Source organism: Mycobacterium sp. E2327 (assembly GCF_001672675.1).
In the GTDB taxonomy this organism is placed as follows: domain Bacteria; phylum Actinomycetota; class Actinomycetes; order Mycobacteriales; family Mycobacteriaceae; genus Mycobacterium.
In genome coordinates this window covers 42,296-60,780 of sequence record NZ_LZKE01000201.1, presented here as the reverse complement: position 1 = coordinate 60,780, position 18,485 = coordinate 42,296, and the positions used below count along the sequence as shown (strand labels likewise).

Sequence of the window (18,485 nt, the reverse complement as noted above, 5' to 3'; positions counted from 1 at the left end):
TCGCAGATGACCGACAAGCCGACCGAGGCCCGCGAGCACGCGATCACGGTGCGTGACGCCTATAAGCGCTACGGCGATTTCGTGGCGTTGGATCATGTGGACTTCGTGGTGCCGAAGGGTTCGTTGACGGCGTTGTTGGGGCCCAGTGGGTCGGGCAAGTCGACGTTGTTGCGGGCCATCGCGGGGCTGGATCATCCGGACTCCGGCACGGTGACGATCGACGGTCGGGATGTCACGGGGGTGCCGCCGCAGCGGCGCGGGATCGGGTTCGTGTTCCAGCATTATGCGGCGTTCAAGCACCTGACGGTGCGCGACAACGTGGCCTATGGGCTCAAGATCCGCAAGCGGCCCAAGGCCGAGATCAAAGAGAAGGTGGACAATCTGCTGGAGGTGGTGGGGCTCAGCGGTTTTCAGACCCGCTATCCCAACCAGCTCTCCGGTGGTCAGCGTCAGCGCATGGCGTTGGCCCGGGCGCTGGCGGTCGATCCGCAGGTGTTGTTGCTCGACGAGCCGTTCGGGGCGCTGGATGCCAAGGTGCGCGAGGATTTGCGGGCGTGGTTGCGCCGGCTGCACGACGAGGTGCACGTGACCACGGTGTTGGTGACCCACGATCAGCAGGAGGCGCTGGACGTGGCCGATCGGATCGCGGTGCTCAACAAGGGCCGTATCGAGCAGGTCGGGTCGCCCACCGAGGTCTACGACTCGCCGGCGAGTTCGTTTGTGATGTCGTTCCTGGGTGCGGTGTCCGAGCTCAACGGCGCCCTGGTGCGCCCGCACGACATTCGGGTGGGCCGCAAGCCCGACATGGCGGTGGCCACCGCCGACGCCACCGCGGAGTCGATCGGGGTGGTGCGCGCCACCGTCGATCGGGTGGTGGCGCTGGGCTTCGAGGTCCGCGTGGAATTGACCAGCGCGGCCACCGGGGGCCCGTTCACCGCCCAGATCACCCGCGGCGACGCCGAGGCGCTGGCCCTGCGCGACGGCGACACCGTCTACGTGCGCGCCACCCGCGTGCCGCCCCTGCCGAGCGACGTCGTGATCACCCGTGGCGCAGTCGGAGACGCGGACGAGGACCAGAGCACGCTGACGTCGGCCTGAGCCGCGTTATCCGTTGCCGCCCATGACCGCACCCTCGCGGCGCGGGTCGGCGCCCCCGGTCCACTGCCCGGCGCTCTGAGCGCTGCGGGTGATCGCCGAAAGCCCGCTGGACTGGTCGGCCAGGTTGACCTGATGTCCCAGCGCGCGCAGGCCGGCCACCAGCGGGTCGTGATCGCCGTTGTCGGACCTGTCGATCTCGGGATCCTCGCCGCCGACGTTCGTTTGCGGCGAGTTCTGCGCACCGAAGTCGACCAGTGACACCGCCTGCTGCGGGTCCAGGCCCCAATCAAGCATCGCGACAAGCGTTTTCACGACGAACTGGATGATCGTCGAACCGCCCGGCGACCCCGCCACCGCGTACAACGCACCCCGTGCGCCCTGCCCGCTTGGTGAGGCGTCGAAGACCAGCGTCGGCGCCATCGAGCTCCGCGGCCGCTTGCCGGGCTGCACGCGGTTGGCCACCGGCGAACCGTCGGGCGCCCGGGGGTCGGCGGCGAAATCGGTGAGCTGGTTGTTCAGGACGAACCCGTCGACCATGTGGAACGAACCGAACGTCGACTCGACGGTCGTCGTGAACGCGGCTGCGTTGCCGTAGGAATCGATGATGCTGACGTGGCTGGTGCCGTGCTCGGTCCCCGGCGGTGCCACGCCGGTCGGCACGCCGAAGTCTCCGGGCCTGGCGCTGCCCATGCTGCGCTGCGTCGAGATCAGCGCGGCGCGTCCGGCCAGATAGCCGGGGTCGATCAGCGCGCTGAGGGCACCGCCGGGCATCCCGACGAAATCGGCGTCCGCGACGTATTTGTCGCGGTCGGCGTAGGCCAGCCGCTCGGCTTCGGCTACGAGGTGGACGCCCATCACGCTCGGGCGACCGCCGTTGAGGTCGACGTTGGCGGGCGGGTAGTCGCCCATCGGGAAGTGCTCGAGGATGCCGAGCGAGGCGGCCACCGCGACGCCGCCCGACGACGGCGCGGGCATGCCGCAGATCTGCCGGCCGCGATACGTCATGCACAGCGGGTCGCGCCTCTTGGCGACGTAGCCCGCCAGGTCCTCGTTGGTCATCAGGCTCGCCGTGCGGCCCGCCGAGCTGTGCGCCGCCGCGACGATGTCGTGGGCGATGTCGCCGGTGTAGAAGGCGTCGGCACCCGCGGAGGCGATGGCGGACAAGGTTTTTGAGTATGCCGGGTTCGTGAGCCGCGCGCCCGCCGCCTTGGGGCTGCCGTCCGGGTTGAGGAGATACTCGCGGGCCTGCGGGTCGACGCGCAGTGCTGCCGCCGAGTCGGAGATGGCGGCGGCCATCCGGGGGCTGATGTCGAATCCGTTGTCTGCCAACGCCGTCGCGGGGGCGAAGAGATCACGCCAGGGCAGATGGCCGTGGTCGTTGTGCACGAGCTCGAGCAGTCGCGGGATGCCCGGGACCCCAATCGACCGTCCGGAGGCTCGCGCGTCGGGGACGGGAGCGGCGTGATCGGCGTCGCTGACCCAGCGCAGGTAGTTCTCGCCGGCGGCCGCCGGCGCGACCTCGCGGCCGTCGTAGGCCTGGACGGAACCGGCGCGGGCGTCGTAATAGAGCGCGAACCCGCCGCCGCCAAGCCCCGACGACTGCGGTTCGACCAAACCCAGGACCGCCTGGGCGGTCACCATCGCGTCGGCGGCGGTGCCGCCGTCGCGCAGCACCCGGCATGCCGCCTGGGTGGACAGCGGGTTGGCGGTGGCCACGGCGTAGTGAACCGTTCGCACGACGGTCATGTCCCTGCGGTAGCCGGTCGCGTTCTCGGGGTTCGCCGAGAGGTTTCCCGATGAAGGTGAAGCCCGGTGGGCCTGCGACGTCGAGACACCATTCGGCACGATCTCGCACGGACCCGCCTTTGGGGGTGCTTGGCTGCCGCCACACCCCGCCAGCCCCACCGCCAGCGCGGCGAGCAATGCTCGAATTCGCAAGGGCATGTTCAAGACACGAAGTTTACTGGCAACTCCAGCGAGTCAGGCAGCAATCCGGTTGGTCGTTCGCACGGAGGCTTGACCATGTCGGCCTTGTGCTCGCGGCGGCCGCCTCCCGCCCTCGCAGGTATCTGTTCTGTGGCGCGTGGCGGCTGACGTCGGCTCATGGCCCGGCTCTTAGAACCCTTTTGCCATGAGCCAGTTGTCCATCCTTTCGGCGACTGCTTGCCATCCTGGTTCGAGCATCATGACGTGCCCCATGTCGGGGAAGATTTCAACGTCTGCCCGGTAAATGGCCGCCACGGCAGACGCGTCCCCTTTGATTCGCGAACGGTCGTCTTTCGCGCCGAGGACGAGGATGGGCGCTGTCACAAGGTGAGCACCCGGAAGTCGGTTCACCGTTTCTCGTGCAGCGCGTGTGCTCTCGGGTTCCAGCCGAGCCACACAGGAGCTGACGATGGAGTCAGGGGTCCGCGCGGAGAACAAGAACTCGCGCGCCAACGCCGGAGTATTAAACAGATCAACTGGGTTGCCAAAGGTGTTGGTCCATAGAACAATCCACGGGTGACGGCGGATCGTGTGGAATGCCCATCTTCGTAATCCCCGCGGTGTGCCTGGTGCCATGAGAACCCCGGCCGGGCCGCCTCGCTTCTCAAGGTACTTGAGCACTATCCAACAACCCATCGAGTGACCGATGAGCACTGGCGGGCAACCCAGCGTGCCAACAACATCGTGTACGTCGTCCACGTAGTCCGCGATTGAACAAGATTTGAGAGGCTTGGACAAGCTGCTGGCACCGTGGCCGCGAAGACTCAGCGCGACAGCGCGGTAACCCTTGTCGGCGAAGAATCTCAGAAAATGATCGTCCCAGACTCCTGCTGTGCTGCAGGCGCCGTGAACGAAGAGCAGCGGAACAGGATGCGCTTCGGTCGCGGACCCTCTGTCGATAACTTCCAACATGAGTCTCCCAAACGGTTCGATGCGTATTCCTCCCGGCATCTTCCCAGCCGCTAGTCGCCGAACGGCTAATTCGCTCGATTGGCTTGCCGCTCCGGGCCTCTGCGGCGCGGATGCGGCCACGGGGGCGCCAACACCGGTGAGCATGACGTCGATGCGATCCGTCCGCCACGGGTGATGCCGAGGGGTGAGAGTTGATCCCTCAGGCCGCGACGCCGTGGATTCCAGGTTTGAGGGCTTCGTCGAAGCGACACAGCACCGTCTCGGCAACCAACCGGTGTGCGCCCAACGGCTCTGCCAGCGCGTGCCCGGCGCCGTCGGCGAAACCACGCACCCGGTCCGGTAGCCGCCCCGGCGCCAGGAACCACGGTGCGATGACCACCCGTCGGGCGCCCTGCCGGCGCAATCGGCCTGCGGCCTCGGCCAGCGACGGTCCCGGATGGGTCACGAACGCCGTCGTCGCTCCCGCCCAGCTCGTGCCCGCCAGCAGACGGGGCGCCACCCCGCGAGTCCGCGCGTTGGCGATGGGGTCGGACGACCCGATCGCCGCCACGAGCACACCGACCCGCTCGTCGTCCCGGGAGACGCCCGAGTCCATAACCCGCTGCCGCAGCAGCGAGATGAGGCGGGGATCTTCGCCGAGCACGCCGGCTTGGCCCGCATCGACACCGGCCCGGGCGATCTGGCGGGGAATGTCGACCCGGGCGTGGTAGGCGTTAGCCAACAACAGCGGGGTGACGACGGCGGCGTCCCTGCAGTCGCCCAGCACGTCGACCAGGCTGGGTGCGTTCAGCTCGCAGAAGGCAAGCCGCACGTCCAGGCCGGGCCGCATGCGCGCCACCTGACGGGCGACGGCCCACGCGTTGGCCGCCGACCGTGGATCCTCGCTCCCGTGCGCGACGAGCAGGAGGGTGCTCACGACGCGTGCAGCCCGCATTCCGTCTTGGCATGGCCCTGCCAGCGGCCGCTGCGCGGGTCGGCCTCGTCGATCGGCTTGGCCGTGCACGGGGCGCAACCGATCGACGGATAGCCTTCGTAGACAAGGGGATTGACCAGCACGTCGTTCTCGTCGATGTAGTTCTGCATGTCGTCGTCGGTCCACGTGGCCAGCGGGTTGATCTTCACCAGCTTGTATCCCTCGTCGAAGCTGATCACCGGGGCGTTGGCGCGCGTCGGTGCGTCGCTGCGGCGCAGCCCGGTCACCCACGCCGAGTAGCCGCGCAGCGCCTTTCCCAACGGGGCGACCTTCCGCAGCCGGCAGCACTCGCCCGGGTCGCGCGCGAACAGGTCCTTGCCCATCAGCCTGTCCTGCTCGGCCACGGTGTGCTCGGGCGTGACGTTGACCACCCGGATGTCATAGACGGATTCGATGGCGTCCCGCGTACCGATGGTCTCCACGAAGTGGTAGCCGGTGTCCAGGAACATCACCGGCACGCCCGGACGCACCTTGGCGGCCAGATCAATCAGCACGGCCTCCTGCATGCTGGACGCCACGACGTAGTTGCATGTCGCCCAGCCGCGCGGCCCGTTGATTCCGCCGAAGTTCTCGTCGGTCCAACGCAACAGCTCGGTGGCGCTTGCGCCCTCGAGTTCGGCGGCGCCGCGGGCAGCCAACTCGCGAAGTTGAGCTTCCGTCGGCCTCGTGGTTTCTGAGATCATCGCAAGTCGCCTTCCTCGGCGCGAACGACCCACTGCGCGAATCGTTCACCGTCGCTTCGGTGCTTGATGAAGTTGCGTACCACTCGCTCGATGTAGTCGCCCAGCTCGTCGCTGGTGACCTTGTGCTGCCGCAGTTTTCGGCCGAAGCCGCTGTCCAAGCCAAGGCTGCCGCCCAGGTGCACCTGGAACCCCTCGACCGAGCCGCCGTGGCCGTCGTCGACCATCTGACCCTTGAAACCGATGTCTGCGACTTGAATCCGCGCGCACGAGTTCGGGCAACCGTTGATGTTGACCGTGATCGGCACGTCCAGCGCGGCGTTGAGGTCCTCCAGCCGACGCTCCAGCTCGGGAACCAAACCCTGTGCCCGCCCACGGGTTTCGGCGAACGACAGCTTACAAAACTCGATCCCGGTGCATGCCATGAGATTTCGGCGCCAACGCGACGGGCGCGATTCAAGCCCCAGCGCCTCCGCGCCGGCGATCAGGTCATCGAGCTTCTCGTCGGGCACGTCGAGAACGATCAGCTTCTGGTACGGCGTGAACCGGATGCGGTCCGAACCGGCCCGCTCGGCCAGGTCGGCCACCGCCGAGAGGATGGTGCCCGACACGCGTCCGGCGATCGGGGCGAGCCCGACGGCGTTGAGCCCGTTCTTGAGCCGCTGCACTCCGACGTGATCGATCGGATGCGGGACCGGCTCGGGGGCGGGGCCGTCGATCAGCGGGCGCTTGAGGTACTCGGTCTCGAGAACTTCCCGGAACTTTTCGATGCCCCAGTCCTTGATCAGGAACTTCAGCCGGGCCTTGGCCCGTAGCCGCCGATAGCCGTAGTCGCGGAAGATCGAGGTCACCGCGGCCCACACCTCGGGCACCTCGTCCAGCGGAACCCAGGCGCCGACCCGCTGGGCCAGCATCGGGTTCGTCGACAGGCCGCCGCCCACCCACAGATCCAGGCCGGGACCGTGCTCGGGATGGTTGACGCCGATGAACGCGATGTCGTTGATCTCGTGCACGACGTCCTGCAGGCCGGAGATGGCGGTCTTGTACTTGCGGGGCAGGTCGGCGAAGTCGGGCTTGCCGATGTAGCGGCGCACGATCTCGTCGATTGCCCAGCTCGGGTCGAGCACCTCGTCCAGGGACTCGCCGGCCAGGGGAGACCCCAGGATCACGCGCGGGCAGTCTCCGCACGCCTCGGCGGTCTGCAGGCCGACCTCGGCCAGACGCCGCCAGATCTCAGGGACGTTTTCCACCTCGATCCAGTGCATCTGCACGTTCTGCCGGTCGGAGATGTCGGCGGTGTCCTGGCCAAATTCGGTCGAGATCTGGCCCACCGTGCGCAAGGCGGCGGTGGAGAGCGCGCCGCCGTCGCAGCGGACCCGCATCATGAAGTACTTGGCCTCGAGCAAATCGGCGTTCTCGTCGCCGGTGAATGACCCGTCATAGCCCTGCTCGCGTTGGGTGTAGAGGCCCCACCAGCGGAAGCGGCCCCGCAGATCGGACTTCTCGATGCTGTCGAATCCGTCCTTGGCGTAGACGTTTTCGATGCGTTCGCGCACGTCGAGCGGGGCGCCGGCCTGCTTCATCTCTTCGTTGGGATTCAGCGGCTCGCGATCGCCCAGCGCCCACTGACCCTCACTCCGGGCCTTGTTTTGGGCCCTGGCCGGACGGGCTGTGGTCATCGGGTCTCCTTCGCGAACATCGCAGGCTTGGACGCGCAGCACACCGCTTTTATTTCGGCTGCGCAGATCCGGCAGCCAGCTGAGTACAGGTGGGGCGGGTCTACGGCATCAAGGCAGACAGCAACAACAACAGCTGCATACGCGCTTGAGATCGATGTGCCGCCGAGCCACGAGGGCGATACGCAAGCTGCGATTGGCGACGGTCACGGCAGCCATTCTGCCATGGACCGCGACAAGCTTCGCCATCAGGTCATATTTTTCCTCACGCTGACCCAAAGTAGGGCGCGACCCTGGGCGATCGGGCAGACGCAGCCGCGAATCACCTGAGAATCGGCTCCCCCGATCGAGGCCGCCTTACCCGGCCTGACCTGTGCCGATTCGCCTCGCTCGACGGCGGGAGCGCTCGGCGTGGGAAAATTCGGCATGCCCCTTGCCGAGGCCCCGGTTGACCTCCCCGCCCTGCGGCCGAACCCCGGGCAGCCGTTCGGGCTGTACATCCACGTCCCGTTCTGCATAACCCGCTGCGGATACTGCGACTTCAACACCTACACCCCAGCCGAGCTGGGCGGCGTCAACCCGGACGCCTGGCTGCAGGCACTGGGAACGGAGCTGCAGCTGGCGGCCGCCCGGCTGGACGGCCCGACCGTCAGCACGGTGTTCGTCGGCGGGGGCACTCCTTCGCTGCTGGGCGGCGCGCGCGTGGCCAAGCTGCTGGACATGGTTCGTGAGCACTTCGCCCTCGCGCCGGACGCCGAGATCACCACCGAGGCCAACCCGGAGTCGGCGTGGCCGGACTTTTTCGCGGCCATTCGCGCCGCCGGGTTCACCCGGGTGTCGCTCGGCATGCAGTCGGTGTCACCCCGAGTCCTCGGCGTCCTCGACCGGATCCACACCCCGAACCGCTCGGCGGCCGCGGCCCGCGAGGCGTTAGCCGAGGGCTTCGAACACGTCAGCCTCGACCTGATCTATGGGACGCCGGGAGAGTCCGACGACGACCTGCTGCGCTCCGTCGACACCGCGATCGACACCGGCGTCGACCACGTCTCCGCCTACGCCTTGGTGGTGGAGGAGGGCACCGCGCTGGCGCGGCGGGTCCGGCGCGGGGAGTTGCCCGCCCCCGACGACGACGTGCTCGCGCACCGCTACGAATTGGTCGATGCCCGGCTTTCCGCGGCGGGGCTGTCCTGGTACGAGGTGTCCAACTGGTGCCGACCGGGCGGTGAGTGCCGGCACAACCTCGGTTACTGGGACGGCGGCCAGTGGTGGGGCGCAGGACCGGGTGCCCACGGGTATGTCGGTGCGACGCGCTGGTGGAATGTCAAGCATCCCAACGCCTACGCGGAGAGGCTGGCCGGCGGCGAATTGCCGGTTGCCGGCTTCGAGCAGCTGGACCGCGACGCGTTGCACACCGAGGAGGTGTTACTGAAAACCCGTTTGCGCCAAGGACTTCCGCTGGATCGGTTGGGCGCAGCCGAGCGCGAACGTGCCGAAACCTCCGTCGCGGACGGGTTGCTCGTATCCGAGGGCGACAACCTGGTGCTGACCCCGCGCGGCCGGCTGCTCGCCGACGCGGTGGTGCGCACGCTGCTGGGGTAGTCCTCAGTCGGCCGTCAATCCGTGGCCTGAGCGACCCTCAACTCTTGTTCGGCTCGATCCATGGCGGCCACCTTCTCGAGATCGATGATGGCGACCTTTGTGATATCCGGGGCGGGCACCCTCTCGGCGGCGGCTATGGCGATCCGCGTGCTCGTCTCGTGATTGGACAGGGACCGCATGTGGTCCCACCCCTCGATCACCAGCCTCGGACTGTCGTCCTGCCCGCTGAACTCGTCCAGGTAATAACGGAGCGACTCACCCGTCGTGTGATCGACAAGAGGCACACGGGAACTCAAGTGGAGATACACAACCCGGGTGCCCTCCGGAATCTGTCCCAGCTCCCGAATCATGTGAAACAGGTTGAAACACACCAGGGGACCGTCAAGGTACAGGTGGTAGGTGTCTTCGTCGACTTCCCGTTTGGACACCGGATTGCGGAAAAGGCTGAGGAAACGGCCTCCGAAGTTCGGCTTCGCGCAGTCCGTCCCGTTGCTCAGGGTGTGCCAGAGGCCCAGGTACCACAGGTTCAGCACCAACTCCAGGACGATGCCGGTGACGATGCCCACCAGTAGGTCCGTCGTCACGGTCACCAGCACAGTGGTGACGAAGACGACGAACTGCTCCGTCCCGATCCGCGCGATCTTGAGCCACAGCGCGGGCTTACACAGCTTGTAGCCGATGAATACCAGGATGGCGCCCAGGACCGCCTTCGGGACCATGTTGATCACCTCGCGGCCGAGCAGCACGAACGCCAGCAGGAAGCAGGCGTTGTAGAAGTTCGCCCATTGGGTCCGGCCGCCGGCCATGATATTCGCCGTGCTCTTGACCATGCCGGGGATGATGGTCAAGCCACCGAGCAGGCTGGAGGCGCCGTTGGACGCGCCCATCGCCAGCAACGTCTTGTCCGGATCGGAGCGGCGGCGATACGGGTCGAGATTGTCCACGGCCGCGATCGTCGCCAGGGACTCGGTCGCGTCGATCAAAAGCAAGGTGATAACCAGGTACCCCAAGGGCAACAGGAGTGCGGGAGTGCTGAATGCCTCGCCGAAGTGGGGGAACACGATCCCGTGAAACAGCGAATCGGGCACGTTGATGAGCTTGGATCTATCGAGCTTCAGCATGAATGTGCTGACCACCGTGCCGCCGACGAACACCCAGACCGGAGCCGGCATGATCTTCAGCAGCCGCCCGGGTAGGGCCGAGAGCACAAAGAGCGCCACCACGCAACCAACTCCAAGGGCGAAGCACTTGCCGCTCATCGACGAGAGATGGCTGGGCACTTCCTCCAGGACCGTCAAGAATTCGTGGGCCTCGAACTTCACACCCATGAAGTGAGGAATCTGCCGCACGATGATCATCAGGCCGATCGCCGTCAGCATGCCGTGGATGGCCGCGGCCGGGAAGATGGCGCTCAGGCGCGCCACCTTCAACTTGGCAAGGATCACCTGAATCACGCCGGCAATAGCGATCGCGACCAGGATCAGGGGGTACCCCACGGCAAGCAAATCGGATGTTGGGGCGCCGTGCCCGAGGCGGGCCTGCCCCAGGGTGATCATGCCGGCGAACAAGGTCGGCGCCAGTCCCGCGGCCGGGCCACTGATGGTCACGTACGAGCCGCCCAATAACGGCAGGACGAATCCGGCGATGATCGCCGACATGATTCCGCAGACCGGCGGCGCACCCGAGGTGATTGCGATTCCCATCGAGAACGGCAGCGAGATCATCGCAACCGTGAACCCCGAGCGAAGGTCGTAACGCCAGTGTTTGAGACCGGCCAGGCCGTTGCGGGGCTTTTCGGATGGAACGGTTGCCGGAACGGATACGGCTTGTAGCACGGTGAGCGCCCTCTCGACAACGGCTCGACTATGTTGTGGGTCGAATTCAAATGGAACTCATGCAGTTTTCCACCCGCCCGAATCCGCGGCGGCCTCAGTTAACTGGTCTTTACGAATAATTGACGACACTTTTACGAACTGTCGACGCCCACCGTGCAAGGCTGGAAACATCTCGGAAACATCCAGTCCGCCTGGAGTGTCGAACCATCCGGCCTGCCTGGCATCATCAGGGCGTTGAGTCGGGCCCCACGGGTCCCTTTGTGGTTTGCCGCTCACAGCATCGCACCCGCCGCGAGACAGGCTGGAGATTAGAACCTGTGCAGGCTAGGCGGGCGATCTCGATGTCGAGCGGGATTTCCGATACGACGTTTGTCAGACGCCCGGGAACCAATGCGCGACTAGGCGATTGAACTCGATGTAGAGCGGGATCCCGATGGTGACGTTGTAGGAGAACGTCAACCCCAGAGAGGCGGCGAGCGGCAGCGTGGGGCTGGCCTCGGGGATCGCTAGGCGCTGCACCGCCGGCACAGTGATGTAGGACGCCGCGCCGCATAGCACCGCGAACAGCACGTAGGTGCCCGGCTGGAAGTGGGTGTCGGTGAGGTCGGCGTAGCTGTAGGCGGCCAGGATCCCCAGTGCCGCAAACAGATTGGGGGCCAGCAGGCCGAAGGCGATGAAGCCACGACCGGCGAGCTTGAGGTCGTGCAACTTGCGGGACGCCGTCATGCCCATCTCGAGGAGGAACAGGCACAGCACACCCTGGAATGCGGCGACGAAGAGCTCGTTCTGGTCGTGCACGACCTTCTGCCCCTGCAGTGCGCTGACGAAGCCGATGATGATGCCGCCGATCAGGAGAATCAGCCCCGGGTTTAGGAAGACCTCCTGCATCAGCTCCCTGGAGAAGATCGGCATTCGCTTGGCCTTCCCGCGGACCGGGCTGTCGTCGGGCTCCCAGTTCGGATGCTCCAGCTTTTCCAGCGAGAGTTCCAGTTCCTGTTCGACGCCCTGCTGCTCCTCGGAGCTGAGGCTCTGGCCGGGCAGGGGCCGTGCGGCGGTTCCGGGGCCGACCCCGACGGCCACCGGCGCGACGTACCCGGGCTCGTCGGGCATGTAGCCCGATTCGTTGAGACCCCGGTGGCGCAGCCGCATCACCAGATAGAGCGCCACCAGGCAGCCCGGAATCTCCATGATGGCCAACAGGACTGGCATGTAGGCGTTGAAAGCGATGCCCACGCCGGACAGGACGGCGACGCAGGTGGCGAAGGTTCCGGCCGAATCCGAACCGTAATAGCCGGCGACGGTCGCGCGGTCGACTTGGCGCAGGCGGGTCGTATATTTCAGCACCACGTACGCCAGAACTCCGATGAGGAAGTTCAATGCGAAGCCCATCAACGCGAAGCCGGCGATGTTGTCGATGTCGGCCGGCTGGATCTTGGCGAGTTCCTCGCCCCCCTGCCAGCCGATCGACACCAGCAGGTACATGGTCAGGCCCTGATAGATCACATACGGAAACTCGAACCGCACCTTCATGATCGGGATCAGGAAGCCGAAGTAGAAGAACAGCAGTAGCGGCTTGAAGAGATTATGAGTGAAGTTATCCCAGAACTCATGCAGCATTAGCGCCTCCGACGGTCAATACGGCGGTGCCGCAAGCAGCATCCAACGCCGGGGAGTCCACGAACATCATTAGTACCTTGGGGACTCACAGGACTTGAGTCAACGGAGTGAAGGTGTCTTTACGAATCGTTAACAACGCGTAACGGGGGGACACAAACGTCCCGCCCGTCGCAGCGGGTTAGACGCGACGCCGGCCAATGGCGTTGTGGGCCATTGGCCGGCGTCCAGGCTCTACGTGAACCAGTGCCCGATAAGGCGGTTGATCTCGATGTAGAGCGGGATCCCGATGGTGACGTTGTACGAGAACGTCAAACCCAGCGATGCGGCCAGTGGCAGGGTGGGGCTGGCCTCGGGGATCGCCAGGCGCTGCACCGCCGGAACGGCGATGTACGAGGCCGCGCCACACAGCACCGCGAACAGCACGTAGGTCCCCGGCTTGAAGTCGGTGTGGGTGAGGTAGGCGTAGCTATGGGCGACCAAGATCCCAAGCGGGGCAAAGATGTTCGGGGCAAGCAGCCCGAAGAAGATAAAGCCCGGGCCCGCCGATCGCAGGTCCCTCAGCTTGCGTGACGCCGTCATGCCCATCTCGAGCAGGAAAAGGCACAGCACGCCTTGGAATGCCAGCACGAAGAACTTGTCGTCGTCCGCAACGACCTTCTGGCCCTGCAGCCCACTGATGAGGCCGATGAGGATGCCGCCCATCAGAAGCACGAGCCCGGGATTGAGGAACACCTCCTGCAACAGCTCGCGGGAGAAGATCGGCATCCGCTTGGGCTTGCCCAACGCCGGGGTTTGATCGGGCTCCCAGTTCGGGTGCTCCAGCTTTTCCATCGAGAGCTCGAGCTCCTGCTCGACCCCCCGCTCATTTTCGGCCGCGAGGCTCTGGCCGTGCGGGGGTCGTGCTGCGGTGCCGGGCCCGATCCCGACCTTCACCGGCGCGACGTAGCCGGGCTCGTCGGGCATGTAACCGGCTTCGCTCAGCCCGCGGTGGCGCAGCCGCGCGACCAGGTACAGGGCGACCAGGCAGCCCGGAATCTCCATGACGGCCAACATGACCGGCATGTAGGCGTTGAACGCCATGCCGATCGCGGTCAACACGGCCACGCAGGTGGCGAACGTTCCCGCGGAGTCCGACCCGTAGTAGCCGGCGACAGTCGCCTTGTCGATTCGTCGCATCGAGCTCATGCGCCCCAGGAGCAGGTAGGCCAACCCCCCGATCACGAAGTTCAACGCGAAGCCCAGGACCAAGAAGCCCGTGATGGTGCCGATCTCCTCGGGCTTGATCTTGGCGAGCTCCTCACCGCCGTGCCAACCGATGGCCAGCAGCAGGTACATCGTCAGGCCCTGGTAGATCACGTACGGGAACTCGAACCGCACCTTGAGGATCGGGATCAGGAACCCGAAGTAAAAGAACAGCAGCAGCGGCTTGAACAGGTTGTGGGTGAAGTTGTGCCAAAACTCCTGCAGCATGGGGTGCCTCTCTTCAGTGATCCGGTGACCAGGGAAAAAGCACCGTCCGCGAGCGGGCCACCACGAACAATCCCGATGATCGTGCAAGAATTTAGCCCCGCCGTCGGGGGCCCGCCACTCGGATATCGCCCGAAAAACCCGCAGTTAACATCGCTGTGACGCAATATCGGATGCCGCCAAAGTCGGAGGTCACGGCGGTGCTGGTAGGGATAGGTAAAGCCCGCTTGGCGTGAATCCTCTGTGACTTTTCTGGGGATTAACTGTGTGCATGGGTGTGGCGGTGTCTGGGCCGGGGCGGGCCCGACCGATCCGACGGGTCCGCGCCGGCCAAGGAGAGGGGTTGCGCAGGCTTACATAGGTTAGGCTACATTTACTAACCGTGACCGAGCTCAGCGTCGAGACGAATCCCGCCGGCTCCGCGTCACCGCTGATTCCCCTGATCCCCGGCATCGATCCGGCTGACCTCGCGGCCCAGCTGGCCGCCGCGCTGCCCGAGCGCTCGGGCGAGGAGTACCTCCTCTACGAGCGCAACGGGCAATGGGTTCTGGCCAGCGGTGTGCGGGCGATGGTGGAACTGGACAGCGACGAGCTGCGGGTGATCCGCGACGGCACCACCCGGCGGCAACAGTGGTCCGGACGGCCCGGGCCCGTGCTGGGTGAAGCCATCGACCGGCTGCTGCTCGAAACCGACCAGCTGTTCGGTTGGGTCGCCTTTGAATTCGGCGTCTACCGCTACGGGCTGCAGCAACGGCTGGCGCCGCAAACGCCGTTGGCGCGGCTGTTTTGGCCCCGCACCCGCTTCGTGGTGAGCGAGGAGGGCGTTCGTTTGGACGGTGCCGACGCCGCACACAGCGAGGCGGTGCGCCGCCTGTTGCGCGACGGCGTCGCCGGCGTGCCGGACGCCCGCACCATTGACTTGAGCGACGACCCGTCGGGCTACCGCACCCGAGTGGCGGCGGCCGTCCGCGAGATCGCCAACGGCGAGTACCACAAGGTGATCCTGTCGCGCTGCGTCGAAGTGCCTTTCCCGCTTGACTTTCCGTCGACCTACCGCCTGGGCCGCCGGCACAACACACCGGTGCGGTCGTTCTTGTTGCGGCTCGGCGGCATGCGTGCCGTGGGTTACAGCCCCGAACTCGTCGCAGCCGTTCAACACGACGGGACGGTGGTGACTGAGCCGCTGGCCGGCACGCGCGCGCTCGGTCGTGGCGCGGCGCATGATCGCCAGGCCCGCGACGAATTGGAGTCGAACTCCAAAGAGATTGTCGAGCATGCCATTTCGGTACGCAGCTCGCTACAGGAGATGACCGAGATCGCCGAGCCGGGAACCTCGGTCGTCAGCGACTTCATGACCGTGCGGGAGCGGGGGAGCGTGCAGCACCTCGGCTCGACGGTCAGCGCCCGCCTGGACGCGTCGAGGGACCGCATGGACGCGCTGGAGGCGCTCTTTCCGGCCGTCACGGCATCCGGCATCCCGAAGGCGGCCGGCGTCGAGGCCATCCTGCGGCTCGACGAAGGACCGCGCGGCCTCTACTCCGGTGCCGTGGTGATGGTTTCGGCGGACGGCGGCCTGGATGCGGCGCTGACGCTGCGCGCGGCCTACGAATGCGACGGCAAGACGTGGTTGCGCGCCGGCGCGGGCATCATCGAAGAGTCGGAGCCCGAGCGTGAGTTCGAGGAGACCTGCGAAAAGCTGTCCACGCTCGCGCCGTACCTGATCGCCCGGCAGTAGCCTCCGAGGCCGCTTTCCCGCGGCCCCCCTGCCTCGGTGTGTCGCGGCTCTCCCAGCCATGGGACCTTTGGCCCTATTTCGCCTTTTCGCCGGCGTGTCATCTTGGTGTAACCGCATGACACAGTAAATTCAGTGTTACTGATCGCAACACATAACTGGGAGGGCTCCGTGTCCGACGGCTTGACCAACTTGCAGCTACTTCGCGAGCTAGAACCCGTGGTCGAAAAATTGCTTGACCGCCACCTCTCGCTGTTCAAGGAGTGGAACCCGCACGACTACATCCCGTGGTCGGACGGCAAGAACTTCTACGCGCTGGACGGGCAGGACTGGGAAACCGGACAGAGCCGGTTGTCCGACGTGGCGCAGGTCGCGATAGTGCAAAACCTGCTGACCGAAGACAATTTGCCGTCCTATCACCGCGAGATCGCGATGAACTTCACCATGGACGGCCCGTGGGGACAGTGGGTGAACCGCTGGACCGCCGAGGAGAACAGGCACAGCACGGCGCTGCGGGACTATCTGGTGGTCACCCGCGCGGTCGACCCGGTCGAGCTCGAGAAGCTCCGGTTGGAGCAAATGACTCGAGGGTTCAGCCCCGGCCAGAACCACCAGGGTGACATGTTCGCTGACAGCCTGTTCGACTCGGTGATGTATGTGTCGTTTCAGGAGTTGGCCACCCGCGTCGCCCACCGCAACACGGGCAAAATCGCCGGCGACACCATCGCGGAACAGCTGATGGCCCAGGTGTCGCACGACGAGAACCTGCACATGATCTTCTACCGGGACGTCAGCGCAGCCGGCCTGGACATCGCGCCCAACCAGGCGATGCGCTCGGTGCACCGGATCCTGCGCAATTTCAAGATGCCCGGGTTCACCGTGCCGGAGTTTCGGCGCAAGGCCGTGATCATCGCGGTCGGCGGTGTCTACGACCCGCGCATCCATCTCGACGAGGTGGTCATGCCGGTACTGAAGAAATGGCGCATCTTCGAGCGCGATGACTTCACCGGCGAGGCGGCCCGGATGCGCGACGATCTCGGGGTGCTGATCAAGGAACTTGAAGTGGCTAGCGACAAATTCGACGAATCCAAGCAGCGCTACCTCGAGCGGGAGGCCCGCAAGACGGAACGGATCACCGCCGACAAGGTCCTCAAAACCGAAGGGACGCTGACGCTTAGCGGACGCTAGCCGTTGCCGATTGACCGCACGATCGCCTTCTTGTCGATCTTGCCGATCGGCGTCGTGGGCAGCGCCGCCAGCGCGACCAGCACGTCGGGCCGGGCGTGGGCGGCGACGCCACGCCCGTCGAGATGGGCGTTGAGCTCGGCGAGGGTCAACTGGTCCCGGTCGAAAACAACCGCCGCGCAGATCTTTTCGCCCAGGTACGGGTCGGGCAGCGCGACCGCCGCTGCCGAACGGATCGCGGGATGGCTCAGCATGTGCTCTTCGATTTCGGCCGCCGCGATCGTTTCGCCCGCGCGACAGATGACGTCCTTGATCCGGCCGGTGACCACCAGGTAGCCGTCGTCCCTGCGGCGGACGAGATCACCGCTGCGATAGAAGCCGTCGGGATCGAAGCAGCGCTCGTTGTCGCGTTCGGCGCGGAAGTAGCCGTTGAGCGTGTACGGCCCGCGCACCAGCAGCTCGCCCTCCTCGCCGGGCGCCACCGGCCGGCCGGCCCCGTCGACGATGCGCAACTCGTCGGCCGCACACAGCGGACGGCCCTGGGTGTTCTCGACGACTTCCGGGGGATCGTCCGGCCGGGTGTAGCAGAGCAGCCCCTCGGCCATCCCGAACACCTGCTGCACGCCCGGCGTCAGCGTGGCGCGCACCAGGCGGGAGTCCGTCGGCTCCAGCTTCGCTCCGCCAATCTGCAACAGCCGCAACGACTTCGGAGTCACCGGCTCCCACTCACAGGCCTGGGCCCACAGCTTGGCCAGCGCCGGCACCAGGGCCGTCACGGTCACGCGGTGGCGCGCGATGGCGGCGAAGGCGGCCTCCGGGCTGGGATCGGCGCCGAACACCGTCGTGGCGCCGACGGACATCGCGCCCAGCAGGCCGGGGCAGGCCAGCGGGAAGTTGTGGCCCGCGGGCAGCACCGAGAGATAGACGTCGTCCGCCGTCAGCCGGCAGACCTCGGCGCTGGCCGTCGCGTTGAACACGTAGTCGTCGTGGGTGCGCGGGATCAGCTTGGGGGTGCCGGTGGTGCCGCCCGAAACCAGCAGCAGCGCAGGCATTGCCGGGTCGGCCAGCGGCGGGGCCGGCGAGTGGACGCTGCCTTGTTCGCACAGTTGCGTCCACCCCGCGAACTTCCCGGGGTCGCCGTCGACGATCACATGCCTGAGCGCCGGGTGCCCATCGACGAGCTCGCCCGCCGTCGCCGGGTAGTCGAAACCGCTTGCGGCATCGGGTATCACGAGGGCTGTCGCCTCGCTGACGGCGGCGAAGTGGCCCAATTCGGCGGCCCGGTGAGCGGGAAGGCACATCACCGGGATCGCGCCGGCCCGCAGCAGCCCGAACAGCGCGGCGGCGAATTCGCGGCCGTTCGGCAGCTGGAGCAGGACCCGGTCGCCGGGCGCCACGCCCAGCGCGCGCAGCCCGGATGCCGCGCGGGTGACCCGCTCGTCGAGCTCCGCGTAGCTGTATCCGGCGTCGGCCCCCGCGTCGACGACCGCGGTCCGGTTCGGCCAGCGGCGCGCCGCGTCGGTGAGGATCGTGTCCAGCGCGCGTCCCGTCCAGTAGCCCGCCGCGCGATAGGACTCGGCCCGGTCGGCCGGGAACGGCACGAATCCCTCCAGGCCCGCCGAAGGTCGCGTGGGGTTCGGGACCATCGGTCTCCTCGGGCTCGGGGGGTGGTAGCGGCGGCGCCAGGGATGAGGATAGGGTAACCAAACAACTTAGGGCAGCCTT

The 18,485-nt window shown here is 66.5% G+C and carries 13 protein-coding genes; 4 read left to right on the top strand and 9 right to left on the bottom strand.

All coding sequences use genetic code 11. The features are described from left to right. Nucleotides 1-6 precede the first annotated feature (6 nt). Nucleotides 7-1,098 (top strand): sulfate/molybdate ABC transporter ATP-binding protein, encoded by a 1,092-nt coding sequence (locus tag A5712_RS23090; RefSeq protein WP_068110318.1) that lies wholly within the window; start codon nt 7-9, stop codon nt 1,096-1,098. Nucleotides 1,099-1,104: 6 nt separating this feature from the next. Here A5712_RS23090 and A5712_RS23085 read toward each other — a convergent pair whose 3' ends face one another. The 5 genes from A5712_RS23085 to A5712_RS23065 all read right to left on the bottom strand — a co-directional run bounded on the left by A5712_RS23085 (nt 1,105) and on the right by A5712_RS23065 (nt 7,328). Further along, the gene (locus A5712_RS23085; RefSeq protein ID WP_068110314.1) at nt 1,105-3,042 is read right to left on the bottom strand and encodes a gamma-glutamyltransferase family protein; all 1,938 of its coding nucleotides are present in this window, start codon (nt 3,040-3,042) and stop codon (nt 1,105-1,107) included. Between the two features lie 171 nt (nt 3,043-3,213). Continuing rightward, on the bottom strand, nt 3,214-3,996 hold the full coding sequence (locus A5712_RS23080) for an alpha/beta hydrolase (protein WP_068110311.1): 783 nt from the start codon (nt 3,994-3,996) through the stop codon (nt 3,214-3,216). Nucleotides 3,997-4,195: 199 nt separating this feature from the next. Then, nucleotides 4,196-4,930, bottom strand: coding sequence for a sirohydrochlorin chelatase (locus A5712_RS23075; RefSeq protein WP_068110308.1), 735 nt, complete (start codon nt 4,928-4,930; stop codon nt 4,196-4,198). Beyond that, nucleotides 4,909-5,652, bottom strand: coding sequence for a phosphoadenylyl-sulfate reductase (locus A5712_RS23070; RefSeq protein WP_068110306.1), 744 nt, complete (start codon nt 5,650-5,652; stop codon nt 4,909-4,911). Before A5712_RS23070 ends, A5712_RS23075 begins: the two co-directional genes overlap by 22 nt. Beyond that, nucleotides 5,649-7,328, bottom strand: a complete 1,680-nt coding sequence (locus A5712_RS23065; RefSeq protein WP_068110302.1) for a nitrite/sulfite reductase — start codon at nt 7,326-7,328, stop codon at nt 5,649-5,651. Before A5712_RS23065 ends, A5712_RS23070 begins: the two co-directional genes overlap by 4 nt. Before the next feature lie 423 nt (nt 7,329-7,751). Between A5712_RS23065 and hemW the strand changes: the two genes are divergently transcribed. Further along, nucleotides 7,752-8,924, top strand: coding sequence for a radical SAM family heme chaperone HemW (gene hemW / locus A5712_RS23060; RefSeq protein ID WP_068110353.1), 1,173 nt, complete (start codon nt 7,752-7,754; stop codon nt 8,922-8,924). Between the two features lie 14 nt (nt 8,925-8,938). Here the strand turns inward: hemW and A5712_RS23055 are convergent, their stop codons facing one another. The 3 genes from A5712_RS23055 to A5712_RS23045 all read right to left on the bottom strand — a co-directional run bounded on the left by A5712_RS23055 (nt 8,939) and on the right by A5712_RS23045 (nt 13,846). After that, a complete protein-coding gene (locus A5712_RS23055; protein WP_068110298.1) occupies nt 8,939-10,759 on the bottom strand; it encodes a SulP family inorganic anion transporter in 1,821 nt (606 codons plus the stop codon). A 372-nt stretch (nt 10,760-11,131) separates the two neighbouring features. After that, nucleotides 11,132-12,376, bottom strand: a complete 1,245-nt coding sequence (locus tag A5712_RS23050) for a sodium-dependent bicarbonate transport family permease (RefSeq protein WP_068110294.1) — start codon at nt 12,374-12,376, stop codon at nt 11,132-11,134. A gap of 231 nt (nt 12,377-12,607) precedes the next feature. After that, nucleotides 12,608-13,846, bottom strand: a complete 1,239-nt coding sequence (locus A5712_RS23045) for a sodium-dependent bicarbonate transport family permease (RefSeq protein ID WP_068110291.1) — start codon at nt 13,844-13,846, stop codon at nt 12,608-12,610. A 379-nt stretch (nt 13,847-14,225) separates the two neighbouring features. Between A5712_RS23045 and A5712_RS23040 the strand changes: the two genes are divergently transcribed. Both A5712_RS23040 and A5712_RS23035 read left to right on the top strand, forming a co-directional pair. Continuing rightward, a complete protein-coding gene (locus tag A5712_RS23040; protein WP_068110289.1) occupies nt 14,226-15,578 on the top strand; it encodes a salicylate synthase in 1,353 nt (450 codons plus the stop codon). A 168-nt stretch (nt 15,579-15,746) separates the two neighbouring features. Further along, nucleotides 15,747-16,763: an acyl-ACP desaturase gene (locus A5712_RS23035; RefSeq protein ID WP_068110286.1), complete on the top strand. Its 1,017-nt coding sequence runs from the start codon at nt 15,747-15,749 to the stop codon at nt 16,761-16,763. Here the strand turns inward: A5712_RS23035 and A5712_RS23030 are convergent. Beyond that, nucleotides 16,760-18,406, bottom strand: a complete 1,647-nt coding sequence (locus A5712_RS23030; protein ID WP_068110283.1) for a (2,3-dihydroxybenzoyl)adenylate synthase — start codon at nt 18,404-18,406, stop codon at nt 16,760-16,762. The genes A5712_RS23035 and A5712_RS23030 overlap by 4 nt on opposite strands. Nucleotides 18,407-18,485: the final 79 nt, after the last annotated feature.